This is a genomic window from Nocardia sp. NPDC005998, assembly GCF_040614395.1.
GTDB lineage: Bacteria > Actinomycetota > Actinomycetes > Mycobacteriales > Mycobacteriaceae > Nocardia.
The window spans coordinates 77,596-101,798 of sequence record NZ_JBEXUI010000025.1; the positions used below are offsets into that span (position 1 = coordinate 77,596).

General features: G+C 65.2%; 18 protein-coding genes. 12 read left to right on the forward strand and 6 right to left on the reverse strand.

Annotation, left to right across the window (positions count from 1 at the left end; translation table 11 throughout):
* Positions 1-5 precede the first annotated feature (5 nt).
* Positions 6-1,658 carry an ABC-F family ATP-binding cassette domain-containing protein gene (locus ABZ293_RS28110; protein WP_355185449.1) on the forward strand — a complete coding sequence of 551 codons (1,653 nt, stop codon included), beginning with the start codon at positions 6-8 and terminating at the stop codon, positions 1,656-1,658.
* Positions 1,659-1,926: 268 nt separating this feature from the next.
* Positions 1,927-2,241: a hypothetical protein gene (locus tag ABZ293_RS28115; protein WP_355185451.1), complete on the forward strand. Its 315-nt coding sequence runs from the start codon at positions 1,927-1,929 to the stop codon at positions 2,239-2,241.
* 400 nt (positions 2,242-2,641) lie between these two features.
* On the opposite strand, the gene glmM is transcribed toward ABZ293_RS28115, so the two are convergent.
* The 5 genes from glmM to ABZ293_RS28140 form a co-directional block, all read right to left on the reverse strand.
* Complete coding sequence (gene glmM, locus ABZ293_RS28120) at positions 2,642-4,018, reverse strand: phosphoglucosamine mutase (protein ID WP_355185526.1); 1,377 nt, start codon at positions 4,016-4,018, stop codon at positions 2,642-2,644.
* Positions 4,019-4,226: 208 nt separating this feature from the next.
* Positions 4,227-4,742: a 30S ribosomal protein S9 gene (gene rpsI / locus ABZ293_RS28125; RefSeq protein WP_355185453.1), complete on the reverse strand. Its 516-nt coding sequence runs from the start codon at positions 4,740-4,742 to the stop codon at positions 4,227-4,229.
* Complete coding sequence (rplM, locus tag ABZ293_RS28130; protein WP_354951732.1) at positions 4,739-5,182, reverse strand: 50S ribosomal protein L13; 444 nt, start codon at positions 5,180-5,182, stop codon at positions 4,739-4,741. Before rplM ends, rpsI begins: the two co-directional genes overlap by 4 nt.
* A gap of 146 nt (positions 5,183-5,328) precedes the next feature.
* Positions 5,329-7,095 carry a hypothetical protein gene (locus ABZ293_RS28135; protein WP_355185455.1) on the reverse strand — a complete coding sequence of 589 codons (1,767 nt, stop codon included), beginning with the start codon at positions 7,093-7,095 and terminating at the stop codon, positions 5,329-5,331.
* Between the two features lie 64 nt (positions 7,096-7,159).
* Positions 7,160-9,769 carry an FHA domain-containing protein gene (locus ABZ293_RS28140; protein WP_355185457.1) on the reverse strand — a complete coding sequence of 870 codons (2,610 nt, stop codon included), beginning with the start codon at positions 9,767-9,769 and terminating at the stop codon, positions 7,160-7,162.
* A 107-nt stretch (positions 9,770-9,876) separates the two neighbouring features.
* Between ABZ293_RS28140 and ABZ293_RS28145 the strand changes: the two genes are divergently transcribed.
* The gene (locus tag ABZ293_RS28145) at positions 9,877-11,322 is read left to right on the forward strand and encodes a metallopeptidase (RefSeq protein ID WP_355185459.1); all 1,446 of its coding nucleotides are present in this window, start codon (positions 9,877-9,879) and stop codon (positions 11,320-11,322) included.
* On the opposite strand, the gene ABZ293_RS28150 is transcribed toward ABZ293_RS28145, so the two are convergent.
* Positions 11,319-12,599: an FHA domain-containing protein gene (locus tag ABZ293_RS28150; protein ID WP_355185461.1), complete on the reverse strand. Its 1,281-nt coding sequence runs from the start codon at positions 12,597-12,599 to the stop codon at positions 11,319-11,321. The two genes, ABZ293_RS28145 and ABZ293_RS28150, sit on opposite strands and share 4 nt — an antisense overlap.
* 142 nt (positions 12,600-12,741) lie before the next feature.
* On the opposite strand from ABZ293_RS28150, the gene ABZ293_RS28155 reads away from it, so the two are divergent.
* From ABZ293_RS28155 to ABZ293_RS28195, 9 genes are all read left to right on the forward strand, one after another.
* Positions 12,742-13,947: a hypothetical protein gene (locus ABZ293_RS28155; protein ID WP_355185463.1), complete on the forward strand. Its 1,206-nt coding sequence runs from the start codon at positions 12,742-12,744 to the stop codon at positions 13,945-13,947.
* A gap of 80 nt (positions 13,948-14,027) precedes the next feature.
* Complete coding sequence (locus ABZ293_RS28160) at positions 14,028-15,227, forward strand: hypothetical protein (protein WP_355185465.1); 1,200 nt, start codon at positions 14,028-14,030, stop codon at positions 15,225-15,227.
* A complete protein-coding gene (locus ABZ293_RS28165) occupies positions 15,224-16,465 on the forward strand; it encodes a hypothetical protein (protein WP_355185467.1) in 1,242 nt (413 codons plus the stop codon). Before ABZ293_RS28160 ends, ABZ293_RS28165 begins: the two co-directional genes overlap by 4 nt.
* 12 nt (positions 16,466-16,477) lie before the next feature.
* Entirely contained in the window at positions 16,478-17,977 is a 1,500-nt protein-coding gene (locus ABZ293_RS28170; RefSeq protein ID WP_355185469.1) for a serine/threonine-protein kinase, read from the forward strand.
* Between the two features lie 87 nt (positions 17,978-18,064).
* Positions 18,065-19,252 carry a hypothetical protein gene (locus ABZ293_RS28175; protein WP_355185471.1) on the forward strand — a complete coding sequence of 396 codons (1,188 nt, stop codon included), beginning with the start codon at positions 18,065-18,067 and terminating at the stop codon, positions 19,250-19,252.
* Positions 19,253-19,317: 65 nt separating this feature from the next.
* Complete coding sequence (locus tag ABZ293_RS28180) at positions 19,318-20,463, forward strand: hypothetical protein (RefSeq protein ID WP_355185473.1); 1,146 nt, start codon at positions 19,318-19,320, stop codon at positions 20,461-20,463.
* A 107-nt stretch (positions 20,464-20,570) separates the two neighbouring features.
* Positions 20,571-21,764 carry a hypothetical protein gene (locus ABZ293_RS28185; RefSeq protein WP_355185475.1) on the forward strand — a complete coding sequence of 398 codons (1,194 nt, stop codon included), beginning with the start codon at positions 20,571-20,573 and terminating at the stop codon, positions 21,762-21,764.
* 8 nt (positions 21,765-21,772) lie between these two features.
* Positions 21,773-22,966 (forward strand): hypothetical protein, encoded by a 1,194-nt coding sequence (locus ABZ293_RS28190; RefSeq protein WP_355185477.1) that lies wholly within the window; start codon positions 21,773-21,775, stop codon positions 22,964-22,966.
* 7 nt (positions 22,967-22,973) lie between these two features.
* Positions 22,974-24,185 (forward strand): hypothetical protein, encoded by a 1,212-nt coding sequence (locus ABZ293_RS28195; RefSeq protein WP_355185479.1) that lies wholly within the window; start codon positions 22,974-22,976, stop codon positions 24,183-24,185.
* Positions 24,186-24,203 lie beyond the last annotated feature (18 nt).

Here is a 24,203-nt window from a genome sequence, read left to right on the forward strand (position 1 = left end):
TGCGGGTGAGCACCACTCTGCACGCCCGCGGACTGTCCGCGGGCCACGGCGAACGAACCCTGTTCGACGACCTGGACTTCACCCTCGCCGCGGGTGATGTGATCGGCCTGGTCGGCATGAACGGCGCGGGCAAGTCGACGCTGCTGCGTATGCTCGCGAACCGATCCACGCCTACCGGCAGCATCACCTTGTCACCACCCGACGCCACCGTCGGATACCTGGCACAGGAGCCCGAGCGGGTCCCCGGGGAGACGGTGCTCGAATTCCTCGGCCGCCGTACGGGTGTGGCCGACGCGCAGCGGATCATGGACGCCGCGGCCGAGCGTTTGGCAGATGGCGGCGAGGACGAATATTCGCCAGCCCTCGAGCGCTGGCTCGCACTCGGCGGTGCCGATCTGGACCAGCGGGCCCAGGAGGTCGCGGCGGATCTCGGTCTCACGGAAGGCCTTCCGAACGGCCTCAATACACCGATGATCGGACTCTCCGGCGGTCAGGCGGCACGGGCCGGACTCGCATCGGTGCTGTTGTCCCGCTTCGACATTCTGCTGCTCGATGAGCCGACCAATGACCTCGATCTGGACGGCCTCGCCCGGCTCGAACAGTTCGTGACCGGCGTTCGGGTACCGCTGATGGTGATCAGTCATGACCGAGAGTTCCTGGCGCGCACGGTAAACCGCATCGTCGAACTCGATCTCGCGCAACAGCAGGTGGGGATCTACGACGGCGGCTACGAGTCGTACCTGATGGAGCGGGAGATCGCCCGCGAGCATGCCCGCGAGGCCTATGCGGAGTACGCCGACACCAAGGCCGGACTCGAAGCCCGCGCCCAGATGCAACGCAACTGGCTCGAGCACGGGGTTCGCAATGCTCGCCGAAAGGCGCGCGACCCCAAGAAGATCGATTCCGATAAGGCGGGTCGCAAGATGCGCGCGGAATCCACCGAGAAGCAGGCCGCCAAGGCCCGCCAGACCCAGCGGCGCATCGAACGCCTGGAGGTGGTCGACGAGCCGCGCAAGGAATGGGAGCTGCGCATGAGCATCGCCGCCGCCCCGCGCAGCGGTTCGGTGGTCGCCACCCTGTCCAATGCCACCGTCACCCGAGGAGAATTCGTCCTCGGCCCGATCACCACTCAGATCGACTGGGCCGACCGTATCGTGCTTACCGGAGTCAATGGTTCGGGAAAGTCCACGCTGCTCGCGCTGCTGCTCGGAAAGATCCAGCCGGACAATGGAACTGCCGCACTCGGCTCCGGCGTCGAAATCGGCGAGGTCGACCAGGCCCGCGGCCTGTTCCGCGGAAGTGCCGCCCTCGCCGACACTTTCAGCACCGAAATGCCCGACTGGCCCGATGCCGATGTCCGCACCCTGCTGGCCAAATTCGGCCTGCGCGGCCCACACGTCCTGCGTCCGTGCGAAACCCTGTCCCCTGGCGAACGCACCCGCGCCGCCCTCGCCCTCCTCCAAGCCCGCGGCGTAAACCTGCTCGTCCTCGACGAGCCGACCAACCACCTCGACCTGCCCGCCATCGAACAACTCGAGCAGGCCATCGAATCCTTCGAGGGCACAATGCTTCTGGTAACCCACGACCGCCGCATGCTCGACTCGGTCACCGCAACCCGCCGCTGGCACATGAATAACGGCCACCTCACCGAAAGCTAGCTGGCCCCTGCGCCGGGCAATCCGTTGAAGAGCCCGAAAGCCGTCTCAGCCACTGATGGTGCGCCAGACCGGCACCACCGGCTCCTCGGTCGGGCTCGCTGGCGCCCGGCACGTCGAATTGAGCACCACCATCACTCCGAGCCAGCCACCCTGACGAAACTTGGGAGACCTGTGTTGGGGCAGTGCGGGCGGGTGCACAGGGTGGCTCAGGGCGTGCTCGGGCAAGTTCCAAGAGTTCGGCGGCTTGGGTGTGTCCACGGCGTCTGTGGTGGCGTTGCAGTTCGAGGGTCAGCGCGGCACGCGGGACACCCCGGCGCAGAGCGGCGTTCAGGGTCGCCAGGGCATCCGGTCGGCTGGCGGTTCGTGCTACGTCGATTGTGGTTCGGGCGGCGTTGGTGGTGACGGTGCCGCGGATCAGTTCGAGTTCGGCTTTGTCCACATGGTCGCGGTGGATGATGAGGCGGCCGATGCGGGAATCCTGTTGACCAAGGACGTGGGTGGGGTGGTTGTGCTGGACCGCGAAGCCGTGGAGTTCGGCGGCAGTGTGGTAGGCGGCGGCGAGGGAAGGCACGCCCATCGATAGGCGGGCCGCCTCTACGCGCAAGTGGGCCGAAGGTGCGGTAGTGGCCTCGCGGAAGACGCCGCGGAAGACCCGGACCCATTCGCCTTGGTCGAGGAGTGCGCGCATCTCTGCGCGGGTGTATTCGCATAGCACCTGCCACGAGGCGAACACTCCGAATTGCTTGTCGCGCACTTCTTCCAGACCTGGTCGCATGTGCCAACTATCGGCGAACAGCGCCTCGTCCTCGGTGCGCCGACCAGCGCAAACAGAAAGTCTGTGGATAACCCGTTTCCTGTGGACAACTCGCCGCTTCGGGATCGCCCGACAACGGCGAGGACCGGTCCACACATCGTGACAGCTTCACATCCGGACATTGAAGCTCGCACAACGGGTGCGGTGCCGGGGCGGCCGCCGGAACGGCCTACACCGCGGCGACGCGCTTGGCCAGGTCGTCGGCCAGTTGTTGGGCCTGAACCGGGTCGGTGGCCTCGACCATTACTCGGACCAGTTGTTCGGTTCCGCTGGGACGCAGCAGGATTCGGCCCGAGTCGCCGAGAGCTCGTTCGGCTTCCTGCACCGCCTCCTGGATTTCGGGGGCGGCGGCGACCGCGGCCTTGTCGGTGACCGGAACATTCACCAGGACCTGGGGGACGGTCTCGAGTACCGATGCCAGATCGGCCAGTGTGCGGCGGGTTTGTGCCATGCGGGCCATGAGTTTGAGTCCGGTGAGGATGCCGTCGCCGGTGGTGCCGTAGTCGGGGAACACCACGTGGCCGGATTGTTCGCCGCCGAGGTTGTAACCGCCGCGGCGCAGTTCCTCGAGGACGTACCGGTCGCCAACGGCGGTGGTGCGCAAGGTGATTCCGGCTTCGCGCATCGCGATGTGCAGTCCGAGGTTGCTCATCACGGTGGCGACCAAGGTGTTCTGGGCGAGCGAACCGGTTTCGTGCATGGCCAGCGCGAGGATGGCCAGGATCGCGTCGCCGTCGACGATCGCGCCATTGGCGTCGACGGCCAGGGTGCGGTCGGCGTCGCCGTCGTGTGCGATGCCCAGGTCCGCGCCGTGCTCTCGCACCGCGCGCTGGATCTGGTCGAGATGGGTCGAGCCACAACCGTCGTTGATGTTCAGGCCGTCCGGCTCGGCATTGATCGCGAACACCGTGGCTCCGGCCTCGCGGTACGCGGCGGGACCGACCTCGGCGGCCGCGCCGTGCGCGCAGTCGACCACAACGGTGAGCCCGGACAAATCCTGTCCGGTCGCCTCGACCAGATGCTCGACGTAGCGCTCGTGCGTTCCTGCCAAGCTGTACTGGTCGGGTATGACCAGCCCGTGGTCCCGGGCACCGGATGCGTTCACCACTCGACCGATGGCGGCGCCGACCGGACGCAGCGGCGCGCCCTCGGCGATCAGCGCCTCGATCCGGTCCTCGATCGCGTCATCGAGTTTGTGCCCGCCCGCCGCGAAGATCTTGATCCCGTTGTCCGGCATGGGATTGTGTGAGGCCGAAATCATGACGCCGAGGCAGGCGTCGTACAGACCGGTCAGATATGCGACGGCGGGTGTCGGAAGTACCCCTACCGAAAGCACATTCACACCCGCGGCGGTCAGACCGGCGGTCACCGCGGCCTCGAGCATTTCGCCGCTGGCGCGCGGATCGCGACCGACCACGGCGAGCGCGCGCTTCTTGCCGCGGCTCAGAATCTGCGCCGCCGCTCCGGAAACCTGCAGCGCCAGTTCCGGACTCAGTGATCCGTTGGCAAGCCCGCGGACTCCGTCGGTGCCGAACAAACGTCCCATACCCTCGCCCATCATCGGTGGATCCGCGGCGTGCCCGAAGGCAGCGATCTGTACGACCGGGAAGTACCCCGCGAATGCCTCGAGTTCATACAGCACGAGAGCAGGCGCCCAGCGATACTGGGAGCCTGCTCTCGTGCAGGTGCCCCGCCGACCGTACCGTCTCCAACACTTCCAGAGTGACGGAAGACGGCGGCCGACGCAGCCAAAATCAGCGCTTCGAGTACTGCGGCGCCTTGCGGGCCTTCTTGAGGCCGTACTTCTTACGCTCGGTGGCGCGCGGGTCACGGGTGAGGAATCCGGCCCGCTTCAGGGCGGGACGGTCATCCGGGGTGACCTCGATGAGCGCACGGGCGATGGCCAGACGCAGCGCACCGGCCTGGCCCGAGGGGCCACCGCCGACGAGACGCGCGTGGATGTCGAAGGACTCGGTCCGCTCGACGGTCACCAGCGGGGACTTGACCAGCTGCTGGTGCACCTTGTTCGGGAAGTAGTCCTCGATGGTGCGGCCGTTCAGCACGAAGTTGCCGGTACCCGGCAGCAGGCGCACGCGGACGACGGCCTCCTTGCGACGACCAACGGTCTGCACCGGGCGGTCGATCACGATCGGGGCGAAGGTGGTGGGCTCGGCCTCGTAGCCGTACTCCTCCTCGACGACCTCGACGTTGGCGTCATCGACGACCGCGTCGTCGGTGTAGTCCTCGTTGTATTCCTCGGGAGCGGTCACTGGGCCACCTGCTTGATCTCGAACGGAATGGGCTGCTGGGCGGCGTGCGGATGCGTCGGGCCCGCGTAGACCTTCAGCTTGCCCGCGATGGCGTTGCCGAGCTTGTTCTTCGGGATCATGCCCTTGACGGCCTTCTCCACGAGACGATCGGGGCGCGACTCCAACACCTGACCGACAGTGCGCGACTTGAGGCCGCCCGGGTGTCCGCTGTGGTGGTGGATCAGCTTGTCCGACTTCTTGTTGCCGGAGATGGCAACCTTGTCGGCGTTGATGATGATGACGAAGTCGCCGCCATCGAAGTTCGGCGCGTAGGTCGGCTTGGTCTTGCCGCGCAGCAGATTCGCTGCCTGGACGGCGAGACGGCCGAGCACTACGTCAGTGGCGTCGATGACGTACCACTTCCGGGTCACGTCACCCGCCTTGGGGCTGTACGTAGGCACAGTGGTTCCCTGTCTGTAGTCGGTGTTGCCAGCCACGGCGCGCGGTCGAGCGAGGTCCCGGCGGCCGGTGGAGACCCGGGGCTCGACGTACCTTCCACACGCCAACGGGCAACGATACCAGCCATGCCCGAGCGGTATGAAACCGGTCAGATCTCGATCGGCGGACCGTGATCGATGGCGCCGGGCGGACCGGGCACGACATAGCGGGGTACGTCGATGCTCGGCTGCGCGCATTCGGCTCCGGCCGCGTCGTAGCCGGAGTCTTCCAGTACCAGGACCAGGCCCTGGTCGAATCCGCGCGCTGCGGCGATGCCCGCACGCTGCTCATTGGTGACATACGGGGTCAATGGACAGGAGACCGGCGCGATCGAGGCGGCCAATTCGACCCGGTCACCGCCGGACGGCATGCCCATGGCGGCCAAGGCGGCGGCACCGGCCACCGCTTGGGCGCCGAACAACTTGCCCCACCGCTTGCCCTTACGCGGCTTGTCCTCGTCATCCGATTCGGGTGGCCGCTCGCCCCACTGGCCCTCGGCACCAGGATGTTGCTGCGGTTGATAGGGACCGTGCGGTCCGAGCGGAGGCGCCGGCGCTTGCGGCGGCGGGCTCTGGGGTGCGGATCCTTGCGGACGCCCCATCGCGGCGTCGGGGTACTGCCCGGGCGGCCGGGTGAATCGACTTCCCAACTCGGCGAGGTTCGGCGGTAGGGATTCCCGACCGACCCGCGTGGTCGGCTCCTCACCCGTGGGTTCGGCGGGCGGCACGGTCGGATACCCGGGCCCGTACTGAACCACCGGCGCATGCGGTTGCGCTGGCTCTGGATGCCCGGACCTCGGTTCCGGACGAACCGGCACCTGCTCCGGCCGCGGCGGCAGATCCGGCCGCCCCTGCAACACCTCCGCCTGCCGCTGCGCCGATAACGCCTGCGCGGCCTCGACCTGCCGCTGCGCCGAAAGTGCCTGCTGCTGGGCCGATTCGACCTGTTGCACCGACTCCGCCTGCCGCTCCCGCGACACCGGCGGCGGCGTCGGCTCGGCATGCCGCCCCGCCGACTCGGGCTCTCCGTTCTCGTTATCGGTCACCAGCAGATGCGAGGCACCGAGCACCAGCGCATGCATCGGATGATCGGCCACATGCAACCGGTGCCCCAAGTGGTTCTGGAAGGCCAGCCGCAACGCGTCGTTGAAGCAGACATTGCCCGACAGCAGCACCGTCGAGGTGTCCGCGCCGATCGAGCGCGCGGCGGCCATCACCTCGATCACCACATTGTCGGCCGAACGCGCATCGCGCATGGCCTCGGCGGTCACCGGCACATCGACCGATTCGGTCGGCTGCTCATCGTCGCCGTGCACCGCGACCACCAGCATGGTCCGCCCATCGGAGTACACCCCGGTCGCGCCGATGCCGTGCGGATTGCGCTCATCCGGCGAGCGCACCAGACCGAGCGCACGCACATATCCGGATAGCGCGACACTCTCCGGCAACGGCTCCACCGTCACGTCGAGCCGCTCGACCAGATCGACGTACACATCGACCTTCGCATCGGGCCAGCCGTCCGGGAACGGCAGGGCCACCAGATCCGGTTTACCGCGCAGATATTTGCCGATGGCCGCGAGCGGGTTGTACATACGGGCCCGGAACACCAGTTCGGCGGGCCACGTCGCACCGGCGACCACGATCTGCGGATGGCCGAGGATGTCACGCACGTCGGCGATCGCCATCCCCAGATCCGGCCGCTGCCGCTCCACACCAGCGGTATGCAGCCGACCCGACGAATCCGCCAGCAAATATGCGGGCGGCGTATACGTTCCTTCTACCTGCACCGGGCGGATCGGTGTCCCACCGCCGCCTGCGGCAACGGACACCACATCCCACCCGAGATGTACTGCCCCAACTCGCACCGTCACAGGCATAAGTGTGCCTGCTGCGCGACCGACATGCTCACCGCATCCGGGTAGACCCCGGATGACCGACTGCTCACGCCGTCGACTTTCGCAACCGCAGGCGACGCCAGGTGATGATCGCGAGCACCGCGGTGATCGCGACGAGCAGGGCGATATCGAGGTACCAGATATTCGCCTCGTGCTTCCACAACTCATCGGTTTGCGCGTTGGCGAACAGTGTCCGAATATCCACCGTCGACGCCCCGGCCGCATAGCCCCAGCGCGACGGGAACAGCCACGAGACCTGCTCGAGTACGACCCGGTTGGTCACCGGGATCAGGCCGCCGGCCATCACCAGCTGGACCATGATCATCACCACGAGCATCGGCATCACCTGCTCGTTCGACTTCGCCAGACTGGACAGCAGCAGACCGAAGACCACGCAGCAGACCGCGGTCAGTGCGATATCGAGATACAGCTCGGCCGGTCCGTTCGGGATCACCGAACCCTCCAGCGGCGGCTTCTTGCCGACCAACGTGATCCCGACCAGCACCGCGGACTGCAGGAATGCGGTAATGCTGAACACGGCGATCTTGGCGAGTAGGTAGGCCGATGGCAGCAGCCCGACCGCGCGCTCGCGATAGAAGATGGTGCGCTCACCGACCAGATCGCGCACGGTAAGCGTGGACCCCATGAAGCAGGCGCCGAGAATCAACACCACCAGCAACTGCTGGGTCTCACTGCCGCCGGAGGGGACGAAAAGTGTCTCGTTGCCGCTCTGCACCTGCTCCAGCGGACCCGACTGGAAACCGTTACTGCCCGGCACCACCAGTGACAGCGCACCGAGAATGAACGGCAGAATCACCAGGAACGCGAGATAGCCCCGATCCGCGAAGATCAATCGCACCTGCCGCCGGGCCAGCGTGGAGAACTGCTTGGCGCGCCCGGATTGCGGTGGACTGCCCGCCGAACCCTGCCGCGGCGGCGCGGGCGGTGGCGGCGGTGGCGCGAACGCCAGTCTGGAGCGATACGCGGCGAACGCCTGATCCGGGTTCGCGGCCACCCGCCCGAAGATCTCCGCCCAGTCACTGGTGCCCATGGCCGCGCCGACGCTGGCCGGATGTCCGCAGAAGGCGGTCTTGCCGCCGGGGGCGAGCAGCAGCACCTGATCGCACATGTCGAGGCAGGCCACCGAGTGGGTCACGACGATGACCGTGCGCCCGGCATCGGCCAGCTCGCGCAGCATCACCATCACCTGACGATCCAGCGCCGGGTCCAGGCCCGAGGTCGGTTCGTCCAGGATCAGCAGCGACGGACCGGTGAGCAGCTCCAGCGCCACCGACGCGCGCTTGCGCTGACCGCCGGAGAGCCGGTCGACCCTGGTGTCGGCGTGTTCGGTGAGCGAAAGTTCTTTCAGCACACCGTCGATCACCTGTTGGCGGTCCGCCTTCGAGTTGTCCGGCGGCAGCCGCAGTTCGGCGGCGAAGCCGAGGGCCTGGCGCACGGTCAGCTGGCGGTGCAGCACATCGTCCTGCGGCACCATGCCGATGCGGGAGCGCAGCGCCTCGTATTCGGCGTGCAGGTTGCGGCCCTCGAAGGTGACCACACCCCCGGACGGATGGGTGGTGCCAGCGATCAATTTCGACAGCGTCGACTTGCCCGCGCCCGACGGACCGATGAGCGCGGTGAGTGTGCCACGGCCCGCCTGCATATTGACATCGATGAGCAGCTGCTTATTGCCCTCGACGGTGAAGCCGACGCCGTGCACGTGCAGGCCCTGTTCGGCGACCGGCTTCTGCCGAAGCACCAAAGTGCCCTGCTGGACGACGAAGTCGATATTGCCGATGGTGATGATGTCGCGCTCGCGCAGCACTGTGCGCTGCTCGCGATGACCATTGACGAAGGTGCCGTTGGCCGAACCGAGGTCCTCGATGGTCAGCCCCTCGGCGCCCGCGACCAGGCGGGCGTGCTTGCGCGAGGCCAGCGGATCGTTGACGACGATCTGATTGTCGGTGGTACGACCGATATTGAGCCCGCCGGGCGGCAGCCGGTCGGCCCGGGCGGTCGGCGCGGTCGACGGGCGCGAGCGGACCGGCGGCAGCATCGAGCTATCGGCCTTGAAGGTCATATTGACATTCGGCTGCTGCGGCTGGGCCTGCGGTGCCTGCTGAGGTTGCGGTTGCGAAGGCGGCTGCGGGTGCTGCTGTTGGGGCTGCGGCTGCGGCTGCGAAGACGGGTACGGAGATTGCTGTTGTGCGGGTTGTTCCGGACGCTGCTGCGCCGGTGGTGTCCGTCGCGGATGCTGATAACCCGGCGGCACCGACGACCGCTGCTGTGTCGCGGGCGGCGATGCGGACGGCTGGGCCATCGGAGCCCGCGGCCGCGACGACTGCGCCACGGGCAGCAGATGCAACAGCGGACCACTGATCGCATCACCGAGGCGCACCTGTGTGGGCCGGGTGATCGGAACCGGTTGACTCAACCGGCGCGCATCCACGAAAACGCCATTGGTGCTGCCATTGTCGGTAAGTACCCAGCTGTTCCCCTGCCAGGCGAGCGTCGCATGCACTCGCGAGACCAGCGGGCTGTCCACGAAGAGCGTCACTTCCGGTGCGCGACCCATCGTGACCTGTTGATTCGAATCGAAGACCCGTTCGGTTCCATCATGGCGCACGGTGATGGTCTGCGCCCCCGGTAAAGACATGCAGCGGATACTATTCCATCACCCGGACTTCGGCGGTGCCCCCGATGCGCCTCTTGCCCCGATCCGGAGACCGTCATGAACGCGCTACCGGCCGACTAGGGGGAGCCTTGCCGAAACTGCGAGCGACCGCAGTCCTGACCGCAGCGCTTTGCGTAATCGCAATGTTGGCGGGCTGTACTCGTGGGGTGAGCGGTCGTGCGGTTTCGGTCTACGACGATCCGTTCAAGGTCGCCGGACTGCCCACCACGAGCGGTCCGAGCGGACCGCGCCCCAACGTCCCCGACACCTCGCTCACCGCGATCAACGGCGACAGCGGTGAGGTGGATGCGCTGGCACTCAACGCGATCGAGGATATTCAGACCTATTGGCGCGCCGAATACAGCAAGGACTTCGACGGTGAGTTCAAGCCGGTCGACAAGCTGATCTCCTGGAGCTCGAAGGCACCGCGCAGTCAGGCGCTGGAATTCTGTAAGGAATCCACTTATCACCTGGTGAACGCCGCCTACTGCCGATTGGACAACTCCATCGGCTGGGACCGCTCGGTGCTGTTGCCGACGATCGAGGACACCTTCGGCAAGATGGCGGTGATCATGGTGCTCGCCCATGAATATGGGCACGCCATCCAGACGCTGGCCAAAATCGTGCAGACCAAGGATCCGGTGATCGTCAAGGAACAGCAGGCGGACTGTTTCTCGGGTGCGTTCATTCGCCATGTGGCCGAAGGAAAATCGAAGCACTTCACCATCAACACCTCCGATGGCCTGAACTCGGTGCTGGCCGCGACGGTCGCGATTCGCGATTCCAATCCCGATGACCCCGAGAGCGTGCACGGTTCGGCGTTCGAGCGGGTCACGGCCGTGCAGATCGGCTTCACCGACGGCCCGAAGGCCTGCAAGGCCATTGATATGAACGAGATCGCCCGCCGCCGTGGCAATTTGCCGCAGAGCTTCAAGGACGATCCGGGCCGCGGTGAGAATCCGATCGACAAGGACAGTCTGATCGAACTCAGCAAGGCCCTCGCCACGATCCTGCCGCTGAAGCCGGAGCCGACCTATGAGTACTCCGGCGCGAAGATCGACTGCAAGAACGGCGTCACGACACCGCCGGTCTCCTACTGTCCCGCCAAGAACACCATCGCGACCGATGTGCCCGCGCTCGCTCAGCGCGGCACCTCGAATGCCGACGACAAGGATCCGTTGCCGATCAAGGTCACCGGCGACTACAACGGCTATATAGTCTTCATCTCGCGCTATACCCTCGCGGTGCAGCAGAGCAACGGCCAGGATCTCGTGGGCGCCAAGGCCGGACTGCGCGCGGCCTGTCTGTCGGGTGTGGTCACCGGCAAGCTCGCGCAACCGGGGCGGACCCAGGCGCAGGGCGATATCGTCTTGGCCGCAGGCGATCTCGACGAGGCGGTCTCCGGACTGCTGGCCGATGGGTTGGCGGCCAGCGATGTCGAGGGTAGGACCGTACCGAGTGGGTTTTCCCGAGTGGACGCGTTCCGCGCCGGGGTGCTCAATGGCGAGCACACCTGCACGTCGCGGTATTCCTAGCCGAACGGCGGCGGGGCGGCGGGTTCGTAGCGCAGCACTCGGTTGCCGATCATGACTTCGGTGCCCGGCACCAGCACCATCGGCTGATGCGGTGTCAGGCGGATCCAGTCGCGGTAGCCGGGCAGTCGGGTGCGAGTGCCATTGGTCGATCCCCGATCCACCAGGGACACATCCCAATTCACCAGCAGCACCTCGGCGTGCGCGCGGGACATGCCGCCCGAGGAGTCCTCGACCTTCAATGGCACCATGCCGCGGCGCGCCTGTTCGGAATGCTCCGGATCGCGACCGAGCACCGCGTCCGCGGCCAGCATGTAGGTCATGCCGTCGTCGAGGACCAGCATGCCGAGCGGCGGACGCACCACCTCGATCAGCTGCTGCGTCTGATCCACCGGCATCCCGCAGACCGTGCAGAAGGCCGAGCGCGGATCGCTGGGATGGGCTCGCGCGCACTTGAATCCCATCACCTTGACCGTGAGCGCGGTGGACTTGGCGGTGGCCTCCAGTCGGCGCTGCAGATCCGGATCCGGACGCGGGGCCGGATTGGTGCCGCCCATTTGGGTCGGCGCGTGATGCGGGTCGACCGGTTGCTGGTCCTGGACCGAATCGAGCATCGCGGTCGAGGCCCTGGTTTCGGTCAGCTGCAGTTCGGGATGCGGCCTTTGGGTCGGGCCGGAATCGATGCGCGCGGTCGGTGGTGGATGGGCGGCCTCGGACGGCACCGATGCGGACCTGCCGCGCACCGCGTCGGACCAGACGATCGCGCCGCCCGCCTGTGCGATTCCCTCCACCAGCCAGCCGATTCCGCGCTCGGCGGGCAGTTCGGGAATGCGGCCCTTGGGGTCGTCGACGAATAACGCGACTGCCCGCGCGGGCACCGTCGCGACCCGATCCACCGTGAAGGCGGCGTCGCTGCCGCGGTAGCGCTCGACTGTCCCGTCACCGGCCAACACCGCCGTGATCGCGCCGTGCAGGAAGACCGCCACGCCGCCGGTCTCGGCCGCGGACAGGATGCCGAAATCGATTGGCGCACCGGGACTGATCTGTTCGGCATATTTCATGAGCCAGCGGGTTGCCGCGCGCGCGACCAATGCGCCGGGGCCGTCGGGATGCTGTTCGGCGGCCTCGCGGACGAGTTCGGCCAGTGACTCCAGTGCGATGACGGCGGTTGCCTCCGATGCCGGCCGGCCATGCCCACGATGTGCGACGAGCACCACCGCACCCGCGACCCGGGCGACGGCGTGATTTCCGGCAACAACCTCAACCTGCCGATCCTTCAACGGTATCGGCCTCCTATGTATAGGCATCGCAGGGTTGTCGCCACACACCCAAGGGTATTGCAACCGACCCCTCATAGGCCCTCCTCCCCGGCGTCCGTCCGGTAACTTCAGATGCACAACGGGAGGAACAAAGGGGTCTGCCATGGTCAGGACTTCGCGAATCGCGTTTGCCCTAGCTTGTGCCGCGCTGGCCGCGGTGCTGGCCGGATGCAGTGGCGTCCAGGGCACGCCGCTTGCGGCGGAACAGGACGTACGCAAACTGGAGGTGGGCACGTATCCGGTCGACCGGCACAGGTACGACCAGGACGCGGGCTCGCACGGGGCGCTGCTCGAGGGCATGCGGATGTCGGAGGCCGTTGTCGCGACCACGAAGATCGACCCGTCGCTCACCTATGGCCGTGAAGGAAAGGTGCTGAGCAGCATCGACGATGCCGTCGAACACGTCGCCTCGGCATCGAAGCCGGTACTGGTGAACCGCAACTACCTCACCGGATATGCCACCAGCGGATCGGATAAGCCCGATCCACCCGGGCAGACCCGGCCCTCGGCCGATACCACCGCGATCACCACTGTGGTCTTCCGGTTCCCGGACGAGTCCACCGCGAAAATCGCCGCCCGCGAACTCGAAGACGCCGATATCAATATCTCCCCCGACAACCGCAAACTGCCGTCGAACAAATACCCGGATGCCTATATTCATTGGCGCCCCGGCATTCCCAATATCGGAACCTTCATGGCGCACAAGGAATTCGTCATCTCGCTGTTCGTCGGGCGGCCCCGCGCGGACGGCCCGGACCTGCTGAGCTGGGTGGAGAAGACGCTCGACGCCCAGGTTCGCACGCTGGACACCTTCCAGGCCACACCGAAGGACCAGTTCAACAACCTGAAGGTCGATCCGGAGGGCATGCTCGCCCGCGCCGTGGTCGCCGACCGGCGCGGCCACACCCCGAATGCCGATAACTTCGCGGTCTACGGACCCAGCTACTTCGTCCAATCGGCCGAAGACGAGACCAAGACCCAGCAGCTGGTGGACGAGGTCGGGGTCGAGAAATTCGCCATCGTCGACAACGGCTCGGTCACCCGCGTCCGCGACTATCCGGCTGGGCAGAAGTTCATCGATGGCCTGATGGCCGAGGTGCGCGACACCTTCGACCCCATCGACGCCCCCAAGGATGTGCCGGGCGCGAAATGCTTGCAGCTCAATAGCAAAGGCGATCCCGAGCGGCAGTACAAGTACCGCTGCTACGTCGGGTACAAGCGGTATGTCGGTGTGGTCACCAGCGATAAGGAATCGGATGTGCGGCAGAAGGTGACCGCGCAGTACGCGCTGTTCGCCAACAGCCTCTGAGTCCTCGGACCCAGCGGTACGCATCGGCGGGCCCCCCGTTGTAGCATTCGGTCAGACTGTGACCCGGGGGGAAAACCGCTTTGAGACCAAATTCTGTTCGTGCTGCCTGCGCACTGATCGCAATCGGATTGGTGCTCGGTGGATGTGGATCCGAGAGTGCGGCGACTACGACCGCGGAGCCCGCGGTAGACCTGAACACACTCGAGGTCGGCAACTATCCGACCGAACCGCGTGACTACGGCACGGCCAAGAACCTCGACCAGGCTCGGATCGTCGAGGCCGAACGGCTGGCGAATTTCGTACCGACACCGCGGGAGATCGACCAACGGTTCGCGTATGCGCCGCACTTCAGCTCGAAGATCTTCTTCGACCCGAAGACCTCGGATCTGCACTGGGCCATCAAGCTCGACGAATTCGACGCGGTGGCACCGGATTTCATCACCGGCTTCGTCAGCTTCGGTTCGTCTGCGGAGGACAATCGCGGCACCGATCTGATGAATGTGGTCATGGAGTTCCCGGACGAGCAAAAGGCCGCAGACGCGGCGATCGCGTTGGAACGCTCCGACTTCGAGGCGGCCGCCGCCGCGAACCAGCCGGTCACTATTCCCAGATATCCTGCCGCCAAGGCACATTGGCGCCCGTCCCAGCAGTCCATTGGATCGTTTTTTGCCACCGGCAAGATGGTCGTCTACACCTGGGTCTACGACTACCGCAAGATCTTCCTCGACGAACAGGATCTGCCCGCGCTCGTCGCCCTCGTGACACAGAGCCTGGACAAGGCGGTTCCGGCGCTCGGCGAATTCGCCCCGACACCGCCCGCCCAGCTCATGAGCGCGCAGCTCGACCTGGACGGCATGCTGGGGCGCACCCTGCCCCGACTCGATGCGGATTTCAATCTGAATCCGCCCGGTGCCTACCACGCTCGCGGCACTGAACACTTCAGTTCCGCACCGGCGCAGGACGTTCCGAAATTCCAGGCCGTCGGCGTGGACCGGTTTGCCGTCGACAGCGCCGAGGTGTATCGCACGGCCGATGCCGCTGGGGCCCGACAATTGCGCGATGAGCTCGTCGGCCCCAGCCGCAAGTTCCGGTCCGCGCCCGCGCCGAAGAATCTGCCGCAGGCCCGATGCCAGGAATACCTCGGTCGGGACAAGTCGGTGATCCGCTTCTACTGCGCGGTGGCCTTCGACCGCTACACCGGATACACCTGGTCCGATCAGCTCAATGATGTGCAGCAACGGATTTCGGCCCAATACGCATTGCTGGTGAACGTCAAATGAGCACGACTCGCAAGCTGCGCAGCTACCTCGCGGTCGCGGCCGCACTCGCGCTCGCCATATTGCTCGGAGCGTGCGGGACGACCGTATCGCCGACCGCGCTGCCCGCCGAAATCGACGTTCGCAAGCTCAATGTCGGCAAATATCCGACCGAGCCGCGCAACGCACACGATGCCGCCTACGTCCCGAACTTCTACGAGATGGGCAAGGTCGCCGCCATGCGGTTGTCCGACCATGTCGTCTCCGCATATGAGATCGACAAGACCATGAAGTACGGCATGCATTCGGGCACCATTCCCGGACGACCCGACGAACTCGGCGACTGGTCCGCGGTCGAGCAGATCATCAAGCGCAACAAGATGATGTTCGGTTTCGAATCCCAGGGATCCGATAACGCATCGACCTCGCTGGCCTTCCCGGGCTGGCCGGTTCCGTCCCCGGCGAAATCCAGGTACGCGGCGACCATGGTCATGCAGTTCCCCGATGCGGATCGGGCCACAACCGCCGCGACCGAGTTCCACGAGGCCGACTTCGCGACCTTCAAGGACAGCAATCAGCCCGTGTCGTTACCGAAACACCATGCGGCACAATCACATTGGCGGCCGGACGCGCCGGTGCTGCGGACCGTCCTTGCACACGGGTCCTATGTGGTCGCCTTCCTCATCAGCACGCCCGAAACCGATCTGAACGCGCTCACCACACTCGCCGACCGGGCCTACGACCTGCAACTCGCCCAGCTCGACCAACTGCCCGCGCTGACCGCGGCCCAGACGATCGACCTGCCATGGGATCCGGATCGGCTACTCGACCGGGTGCTCGATCCCGACAGCAAGCAGCTGAAACCGGGATACGACGATGACGACGGATTCGTCAGCGGCAGTCACGGCATGCTGCATTTCGCCAAGGACCGCGAACTCGCCGATACCCGTTTCAGTGCGCTGAACATCGGCCGGTTCGCCGCGCTCGGACGCACCCCGGTGATCCAGTTGGCCGATGACGCCGCCGCCCGTGCCGTCGTGCGGGATCGGGTCACCATGACCGCGGTCGCCCGCGACGCCGCCGCACCACCCGGCGTGCCCGATTCGGCGTGTGTGGAAAACCAGGAATCCGGTACCAGGAGCAAGCGATTCACCTGCATCGTCGCATATCACCGATACGTGGGTTTCGTCAGCGCGAATCAACTCGGCGACGCCCAGCAGCAGGCCGCCGCACAGTACGCGTTGTTCGCGAACAACCGTTAGAGGAGATCAGCCATGGCACTGAGCCCCGGCACCATCATCGGCGGCTACCGCATCGAAAAGCAGATCGGCGCAGGCGGTATGGGGACGGTCTACCTGGCTCGGCACCCCAGCCTGCCGCGCAAGGATGCCATCAAAGTGCTCGGCGCCCAGCACACGTCCGACCACGAGTTCCGGACCCGGTTCGAACGCGAGGCCAATGTCGCCGCGGGACTCGACCATCCGAATATCGTCGCGGTCTACAACCGCGGTGAGGAATACGGTCGGCTGTGGATCGCCATGCAGTACGTGCCCGGCATCGACGCGGCCGCCGAAATCGCCCGCGACCCGCACGGCATGCATCCGCTGCGCGCACTGCGGATCATCACCGACGTCGGCAAAGGCCTGGACTACGCGCACCGCAAAGGGCTGCTGCACCGCGATATCAAACCGGCGAACTTCCTGCTGACCACTGATGACACCGATGAGGAGCGGGTTCTGCTCGCCGACTTCGGCGTCGCCAAATCCGCCGACGACGCAAGCGAACTCACCCAGGCCGGCACCTTCGTCGCCACCATCGCCTACGCCTCCCCCGAACAGCTATCCGGCCACCACCTCGGTCCGCGCTCGGATATCTACAGTCTGGCGTGCTCGTTCTATAAGCTGCTCACCGGCCGGAATCCGTTCCCGTCCGATCAGCCGACCGTGGCGATGATGGGCCATCTGCAACAGCCCCCGCCGCGCGCAACCGATACGCGACCGGGCCTGCCACCCGCCATCGACGACGTGCTCGCGATCGCCATGGCCAAGAATCCGGCAGACCGGTTCGGCACCTGCCGCGAATTCACCGACGCCGCAACCGATGCGTTGAAATCCGGCCACGCCCCCGCCCGCACGAACACCTCACCCACCTACCCCATCCAGGTCTTCACACCCGCCCCGCCGCGGCCCGAACCACCCACCCCACAGGTCACCGCGCCCCGCGGCCGCTGGATCGCCATTGCCGCGGCGGCCGTCGTGACGATCGCGCTCGCGATCGGGATCGGCGTCTGGGCCAGCTCCGGCGATCAGCGGACACCCGCGGCGGCGACCGCGGCGCTGTCCAAAGACGAAGTCCGCAAACAGCATCCGCAGTTTCTGGGCAAGCGGCTGACCATGGTCGATATCACCGACAATCAGAACGCGGTCTTCCTCACCCCGTCCAACCCGACCACCTTCCTGCAAGACCTCGGCTTCACCTATAACCCTGCCTTCACCAGGACCGGCGACGAACCGACACCCCGCCCGGTCGCCGTCGGCAACCAGTACGCAGTCTTCGGCAAGATCCAGTCCGGCTATGTGCTGGCCATCCGCAGCGACACCGGCTCCGGCTCCGGCGGACTGCGCGGACTACCTGGCGCACTGCTCGACTCCACCGCCACCGTCATCGCCATCGACGACCCCCGAACCGTGCGTGCCATCCACGACTGGACAGCGGATTCGGAAGCAGTCCTGCTGGAAAAGCTGGTCCCGGTGCTCGAGACCCAGGTGAAGTAGGATCCGCCCGGAGGAACGTGAACGGACGGGTGGGATGTGAGATTCGCCGCGATATCGAAACTTCGAACAGCAGCGATCGCCGCGACGGTGACGATGCTCGTCGTCGGCGTTGTCGCGGGCTGCGGCACCGAGGTTCCCGGTCACGCCGGACCCGGCATGATCGCGGTGGATCCGAAGAAACTCGATGTCGGCCCCTATCCGTCCGCGCCGCGGGACTACACCACCGAAGGTTTCCGGAAGGACGATGTGTTCCGCATCGAATCCCGGCGCATGCTGGGCTATTTGGTGCTGCCCTATGACGTCGACAGCGATATCGGCCACCTCGTCGATACCCGGCTGTTGGAGGCGACGTCCACGATCTTCGACAACGGATTCGTCGGTGTACTGCCCGGTCAGTACCTGCCGGTCGTCGAGCGCAACAACCTCATCGCCGGGGTGTACACGCAGCGGTCCAACGACAGTCTGCGCAGCATCAAGAATCTGGCCATTGCGCTACTTCGCTTCCCGTCCGACGCCGCAGCACGCACCGCGGCCACCGAATTCGACCGGGCGACCGATGAATTCAAACCGGGACGGCACCCGGTTGCGATCGACGGCTATCCGGATATCCGGGCCTCCTCGGACAACGATAAGAAGGGCTACATCTTCCTCGCACGTGGTCCGTTCGTGCTGCTCAGCATGATCACCATGCCGGAATCGGATCCGAAAGCCCTTGGGACGCAATTCAAGAAAATGCTGGACCTGCAAATTCCCGAGCTGGACAGACTGATCCCGACACCGGTGGACGATATCCTCGACCTGCCGCTGAACCCCGACGGAATCATGCGGCGCACACTGCCGCCGACCAAGGAGACACGGGAGTACTCGCGGGACCACTACGTCGGCATCTATGACGGCATCGGGCAATTGCACTTCGAGCGCAACGGCCCCGATCTGAAGCGGGCGCTGCAGGAAGCCGGTACCGATCTCGTCGCACAGAACCAGTCGACCCTTTACCGCACCCGTGACCTCGCGGCAGCATTTCGGCTCCAGAACGCGTTGGCGCACTTGGGCACCGATGACGAATCGATAAGCAGCCCGCCAGGACTGCCCGATGCGCGCTGCCTGAAGCTGGACGAGTTGGAGCCGATCTTCATCAGCAAATATCTGTGCATCCTCGTATACGACCGCTACGTCGCGGTGCTCGGTTCCCGGGGACAGGGTCTCGGGAACTTCGACCCGGCGCTGTACCAGGCGACCGCCGCACAGTATTCGATCCTGGCCAAGACCCAGTGAGCGCACCGATGCACCATCGATACCGAAACGGCCTGCTCTGCCTCGCAATTGCGGCTGTTCTCGCGATGACCGCGGCCTGCGGCGGGTCCGACGACTCCGCCCCCGCGGTCGATGTGTCGAAGTTGGCGCCCGGAAACTATCCGACGACGCCGCGCGATATCGATAAGCAGCGAACGGCGGAAACCGGTGCGGTACAGGAGTCCATCCGGCTGGCCGAATTCGTGCCGCTGATGATGGATCTGGACAGTCGCCTGGTCTACAACCAGCGCCCGTTCTACCTGCATCCGTTCACCCCGCAGAATCCACCGCAAAATGGCTGGCTGGGCGGATCCGTCGATGATTTCGCCGCGGCGGCCCCCGGTCTCGTCGCGGGCTGGACCACTTCGGGGCATCGCAGGAAGGACAATTCGCTCGGGCTGAACATCGACCTCACCCTGCTGCGGTTCTCTGACAATGCGCAGGCGAAGACCGCCATGGACGTGTTCTCCGACGCGAAGAACGACACCTACCCCCGAAAAGGGCCGCTCTCGATTCCCGGCTATCCGAACGCCAAATCCGCACTGAGCCAATATGATGCCGTCCACACCTGGATCGCGAGCGACGACTACCTGCTCTACACCTACGTCGGCAATGGCCTCGCGACCCCGCCGGATCCGGCCCCGCTGATCGACTTCACCAAGAAGCTGCTCGACAAACAATTCGAACTGCTGAAGGGCTATACCCCGACACCGTCGGACAAGGTCGCACAGGAACCCGCCGATATCGATGGCTTGGTAGCCCGAACGCTGCCGAACCAGCCCACCGACGGGTACGCCGACATCACCGGCGCCTATACCCCCCACGCCGCCCTGCATCTCGAGGAACGCCCCGACATCAGCAAGCGCGCATTCGACGACGCCAGGGTCGACCTGATCGCCCACAGCGACTCGTCGATCTACCGCACCGCCGACCCCGCCGCCGCAAGCAGACTCACCGCAAGCTTCCTCGACCAACTCACCGGCCTCTTCGACCCCACCGACAGCCCACCCGGCCTCCCCACCGCAAAATGCTCGAAAAAGCTCGACAACGACGCAACCAAATCCCGCAACCTCGTCGAATTCATCTGCTACCTAACGTATGACCGCTACGTAGCCGCCATCACCGCCAACCAGCGCCAGGATCTCGACCAAAAGCTCGCGGCACAATATGAACTGCTGGCGTTCGGCAGATAACCGCCAATGCCCTGGCCCCGCCCCGAATCCAGCCCCCGGTGCTGGCGGCTTGCGTCGAGTAGGATCCCGCGGGAAGTATGCGAGCGGGGAGAGGGAACGGGGGAGGTATGAGGTTCAGAGGCGGATTCGTCGCGCTGCTGGCCGTGGTGAGTGCGGGGTGCGCTGGGAGTGTGACGGGGCATCCGGGGCCGGGGCTGACGCCGGTGGACCTGGCGACGTTGAAGACGGGGGCGTATGCCCCCGAGCCCACGGCATACGACCCGGGCATCAGCACCATTCCCGCGATGCGCCTGATCGAAGCGCGTCGGATGCTCAACTACCTGGTCCATCCATACGAAATCGATAGCGAAATCTACGACACCGGGAATCAACGGCTCATGTCCGACGCGGATTCCATGGTCGGCGAGAATTATCTGCCCGAGAGATATCGTCCCGTCGCGACGGACAACAATCTCCTTGCCGGAGTGTATGTTTCGGGCACCAACAACAATCTCCGCAGTCGCAAGAAGCTGATCATCGCGGTGCTTCGCTTTCCGACCGACACAGCGGGCCGCGCCGCGGCCGACCAGTTCGATCAACTCACCAACATCGATGGGGGCCGCCATCCGGTGACCGTCCCTGGGCATCCGGATGCCAAAGCCTCTTCCACTGACGACAAGACCATCACCTCGTTCGTGGCGCACGGCCCGTACGTCGTCTTGGTGAATACGGCCCTGCCCCAACCGAACCAGGCCGCTGTCGCGGAAAATATCGGAAAGGTCATCGACCTGCAGATCGCCCGATTGGATCAGCAGCGGCCGATACCGATGGACGACCTGCTCGACCTGCCGACCGATCCGGACAGCATTATGCGACGAGCCCTGCCCGAGGCTCCGGACCACACCGACCCGTTCATCGGCAAGGACGACTTCGGCTATTTCCAACCGGCCGGAGAACTGCACTACGAACGCAATCCGATCGAAATGCAGAAGGCGTTCGACGAGAGCGGCGTCGATCTGGTCGGCCGCCGGGGCGCGGTCATCTACCGTGCGCGCGATCTGCGCGGGGCCTTCCACCTGCAATCCGTGCTGGCCAAGACCGGTAAGAACGACGAGGTCATGGCGTCGCCACCGGGCCTGTCCGACATCCGGTGCGTCAAGTTGGATAAACGGGACGGCACCCGAAGTTTCGACCAGTACTGCGTTGTGGTCTACGGGCGGTACGCGGCAGTCGTCGTCGGGAGCACGTTCACCGGGGCAGTGGACCCGGTGCTGTACCAGCGTGCCGCCGCTCAGTACGCGATTCTGGCGAAGAGTGAGTGAGTCCGACCATGCGCTTGCGACACAGTCTGTACGCCATCCTCGCTGTGGCCATCGCGGCGACCACCGCCTGCGGCGACAGCCAGGGTACGACCACGCCGACCATCGACATTGCCAAACTGGATTCCGGCAATTATCCGACAACACCACGCGATATGGAAACAACTCGCAATGCCGACTCAGGGGGCTATCTGGAGTCGGTACGGCTCGGAAACTCCGTACCGCTACCTTTCGATATAGACGGGAAATTCGCTTTCCAACGCCTGGCGAACATCGATGGGCGCACCACCCTGACATCCCCGGCGACCATCTCGTCGATCGATAACAAGGAATTCCCCGATCTCGCCCAAGGACTCGTCGCCGGATGGGAGACGACGGGTGAGCGCCGGAGCCCGTTCTGGCTCGGCCGCTCGGTGATCATGGACACGCTCCGGTTCACCGACCAGGGCAACGCCGAAACCGCGGCTCGTCGCCTTGCGGACCGTCAGGCCGAGGTACTGCCCGGCGAAACCGTAACGATCCCCGGGCATCCGACTGCTCGTGCGAAATGGTCGCCCAGCAAACGGACTCTCGACTCATTTCTCGTGCACGACGCCGTGCTTGTCTACGTCTATATCGACGATCCGGTCAGCGAACCGGTCGACACCGCACCACTGATCGCTTTCACCCAGGCGGCCTTCACCGAACAGATCGAGATGCTGAAGGACTACTCGCCGACGCCGATCGATCGACTCACCTCCCTCCCAATGGATGTCGACGGACTACTCGGCCGGACCCTACCGCTCGAAGAGCGGCAGAAGAGCGTATCCGGCATCGATCGCACCGTGCTGATGCCCGGACATGTCGCGCTGCATTCGGAGAACTTCCCAGCACTGGCCAAGGCGGCTTACGACGATGCGGGCGTCGATCTGGTCGCATACGCCGGTGAGAAGGTCTATCGCACACGGGATTCGAGCAGCACCGTCCGTCTGATTGCCGCCATGATCGATCAGAAAACCGATGGATATCGGCCGGTCGACGCACCCCCGAATATGCCCGACGTCAAGTGTTTCGACGTCAAGGATAAGAAGAGCTCTTCGCTTACGTATCCACCCGTGTGCTATCTCGCATACGACAGATACGTTGCGCGGGTCCAGGGGACCAATATGCAGGAGGCGTACCAAAAGGCCGCCGCACAATACAAGTTACTTGCTTACGGGCGTTAGGGGAGGCATGAAGCTCGCGACGAAGCCGACGGCCGTTCGATGGGTGGCGGCGCTGTGCGCGGCCGCAGCGCTGACGACCGCGTTGTCAGGGTGTGGCGCCCAGGTGACCGGCCAGCCGGTCCGCGTAGAACCCGACGTATCGAAGCTCGATGTCGGCAACTACCAGACCAAGCCGCGCCAGGTGGGTAATGCCAAGAGCGATAAGCAAGCCCGGACGCGCGAGGCACAACGGCTGGCCGATTACGTTGCGCTGCCTTACGAAGCCGATCCTTCCTACGTCGAAGATGCGTGGAGCACCGCGCCGCATACCGTGCTCAACCGCAAGACTCTCGGCCGTCTCGTCATCAACGACACCTTCGATGAAGTCGCCAAAGACCTGGTGGCGGGCTGGGTGAATGCATGGCAGACCGGCGGCGCGCCGGAAGACAAACGGCGGACTCTGAATATCGCGGTGCTGATGTTCCCGGACGCGCAGACCGCATCCACCGTCGGACCGACGCTGGAGCACGACGACTTCACCTATAACCACGACAACCAGCCAGTGTCGATCGCCAAGCCGGATACCTACGCGCATTGGCGGCCGGATATCTCCTCCGTCGGCTCGTGGACCGTGCACGACCGGTATGTCATCTACATCAAAGTCGTGGATGACACCTCCGCACCGAACCTGCCCGCGTTGACATCGCAGGTCGAGAAGATGCTCGATGTGCAGCTTCCATTGCTCGACAAATTTCAGCCGACTCCGGCGGGCGAACTCTCGCATATTCCGCTCGACCCACAGGGTTTGCTCGGTCGCACCATCCCCAGCAATCCGGAGCGGCCGATTCGTGCGGAACCCGATGGTTTCTTCAGTGGTCGCGGCACGGTGTCGTTGATGAATGCCAGCCCGGAGACACTGCCGGAGTTGGAGCAGCACGGCGTCGATCTGGTGTCCTTCGGGGATGCCGTCGTCTTCCGGACCAAGACGCTCCAGGATGCGCTGGGGCTGTGGACGAGATGGCAGCCGACGAAGTCCGACCAGAAATCGTCAGCCGCGCCCGCTGGGCTCGGTGACCATGTCCAATGCTTCGCGGATGGAGTGACCGATCAGAATCCGAAGGGAGCGATAAATCGGTGCCTGTTCCAGGTCGATCGGTACGTCGTGCAGGCCTTCGGCCAGCAGCTGCAGGATCTGCACCAGAAGATCTCCGCACAGTATGCCCTGCTCCAGAGTCGCTGAGAACGGTGCGGATGCGAC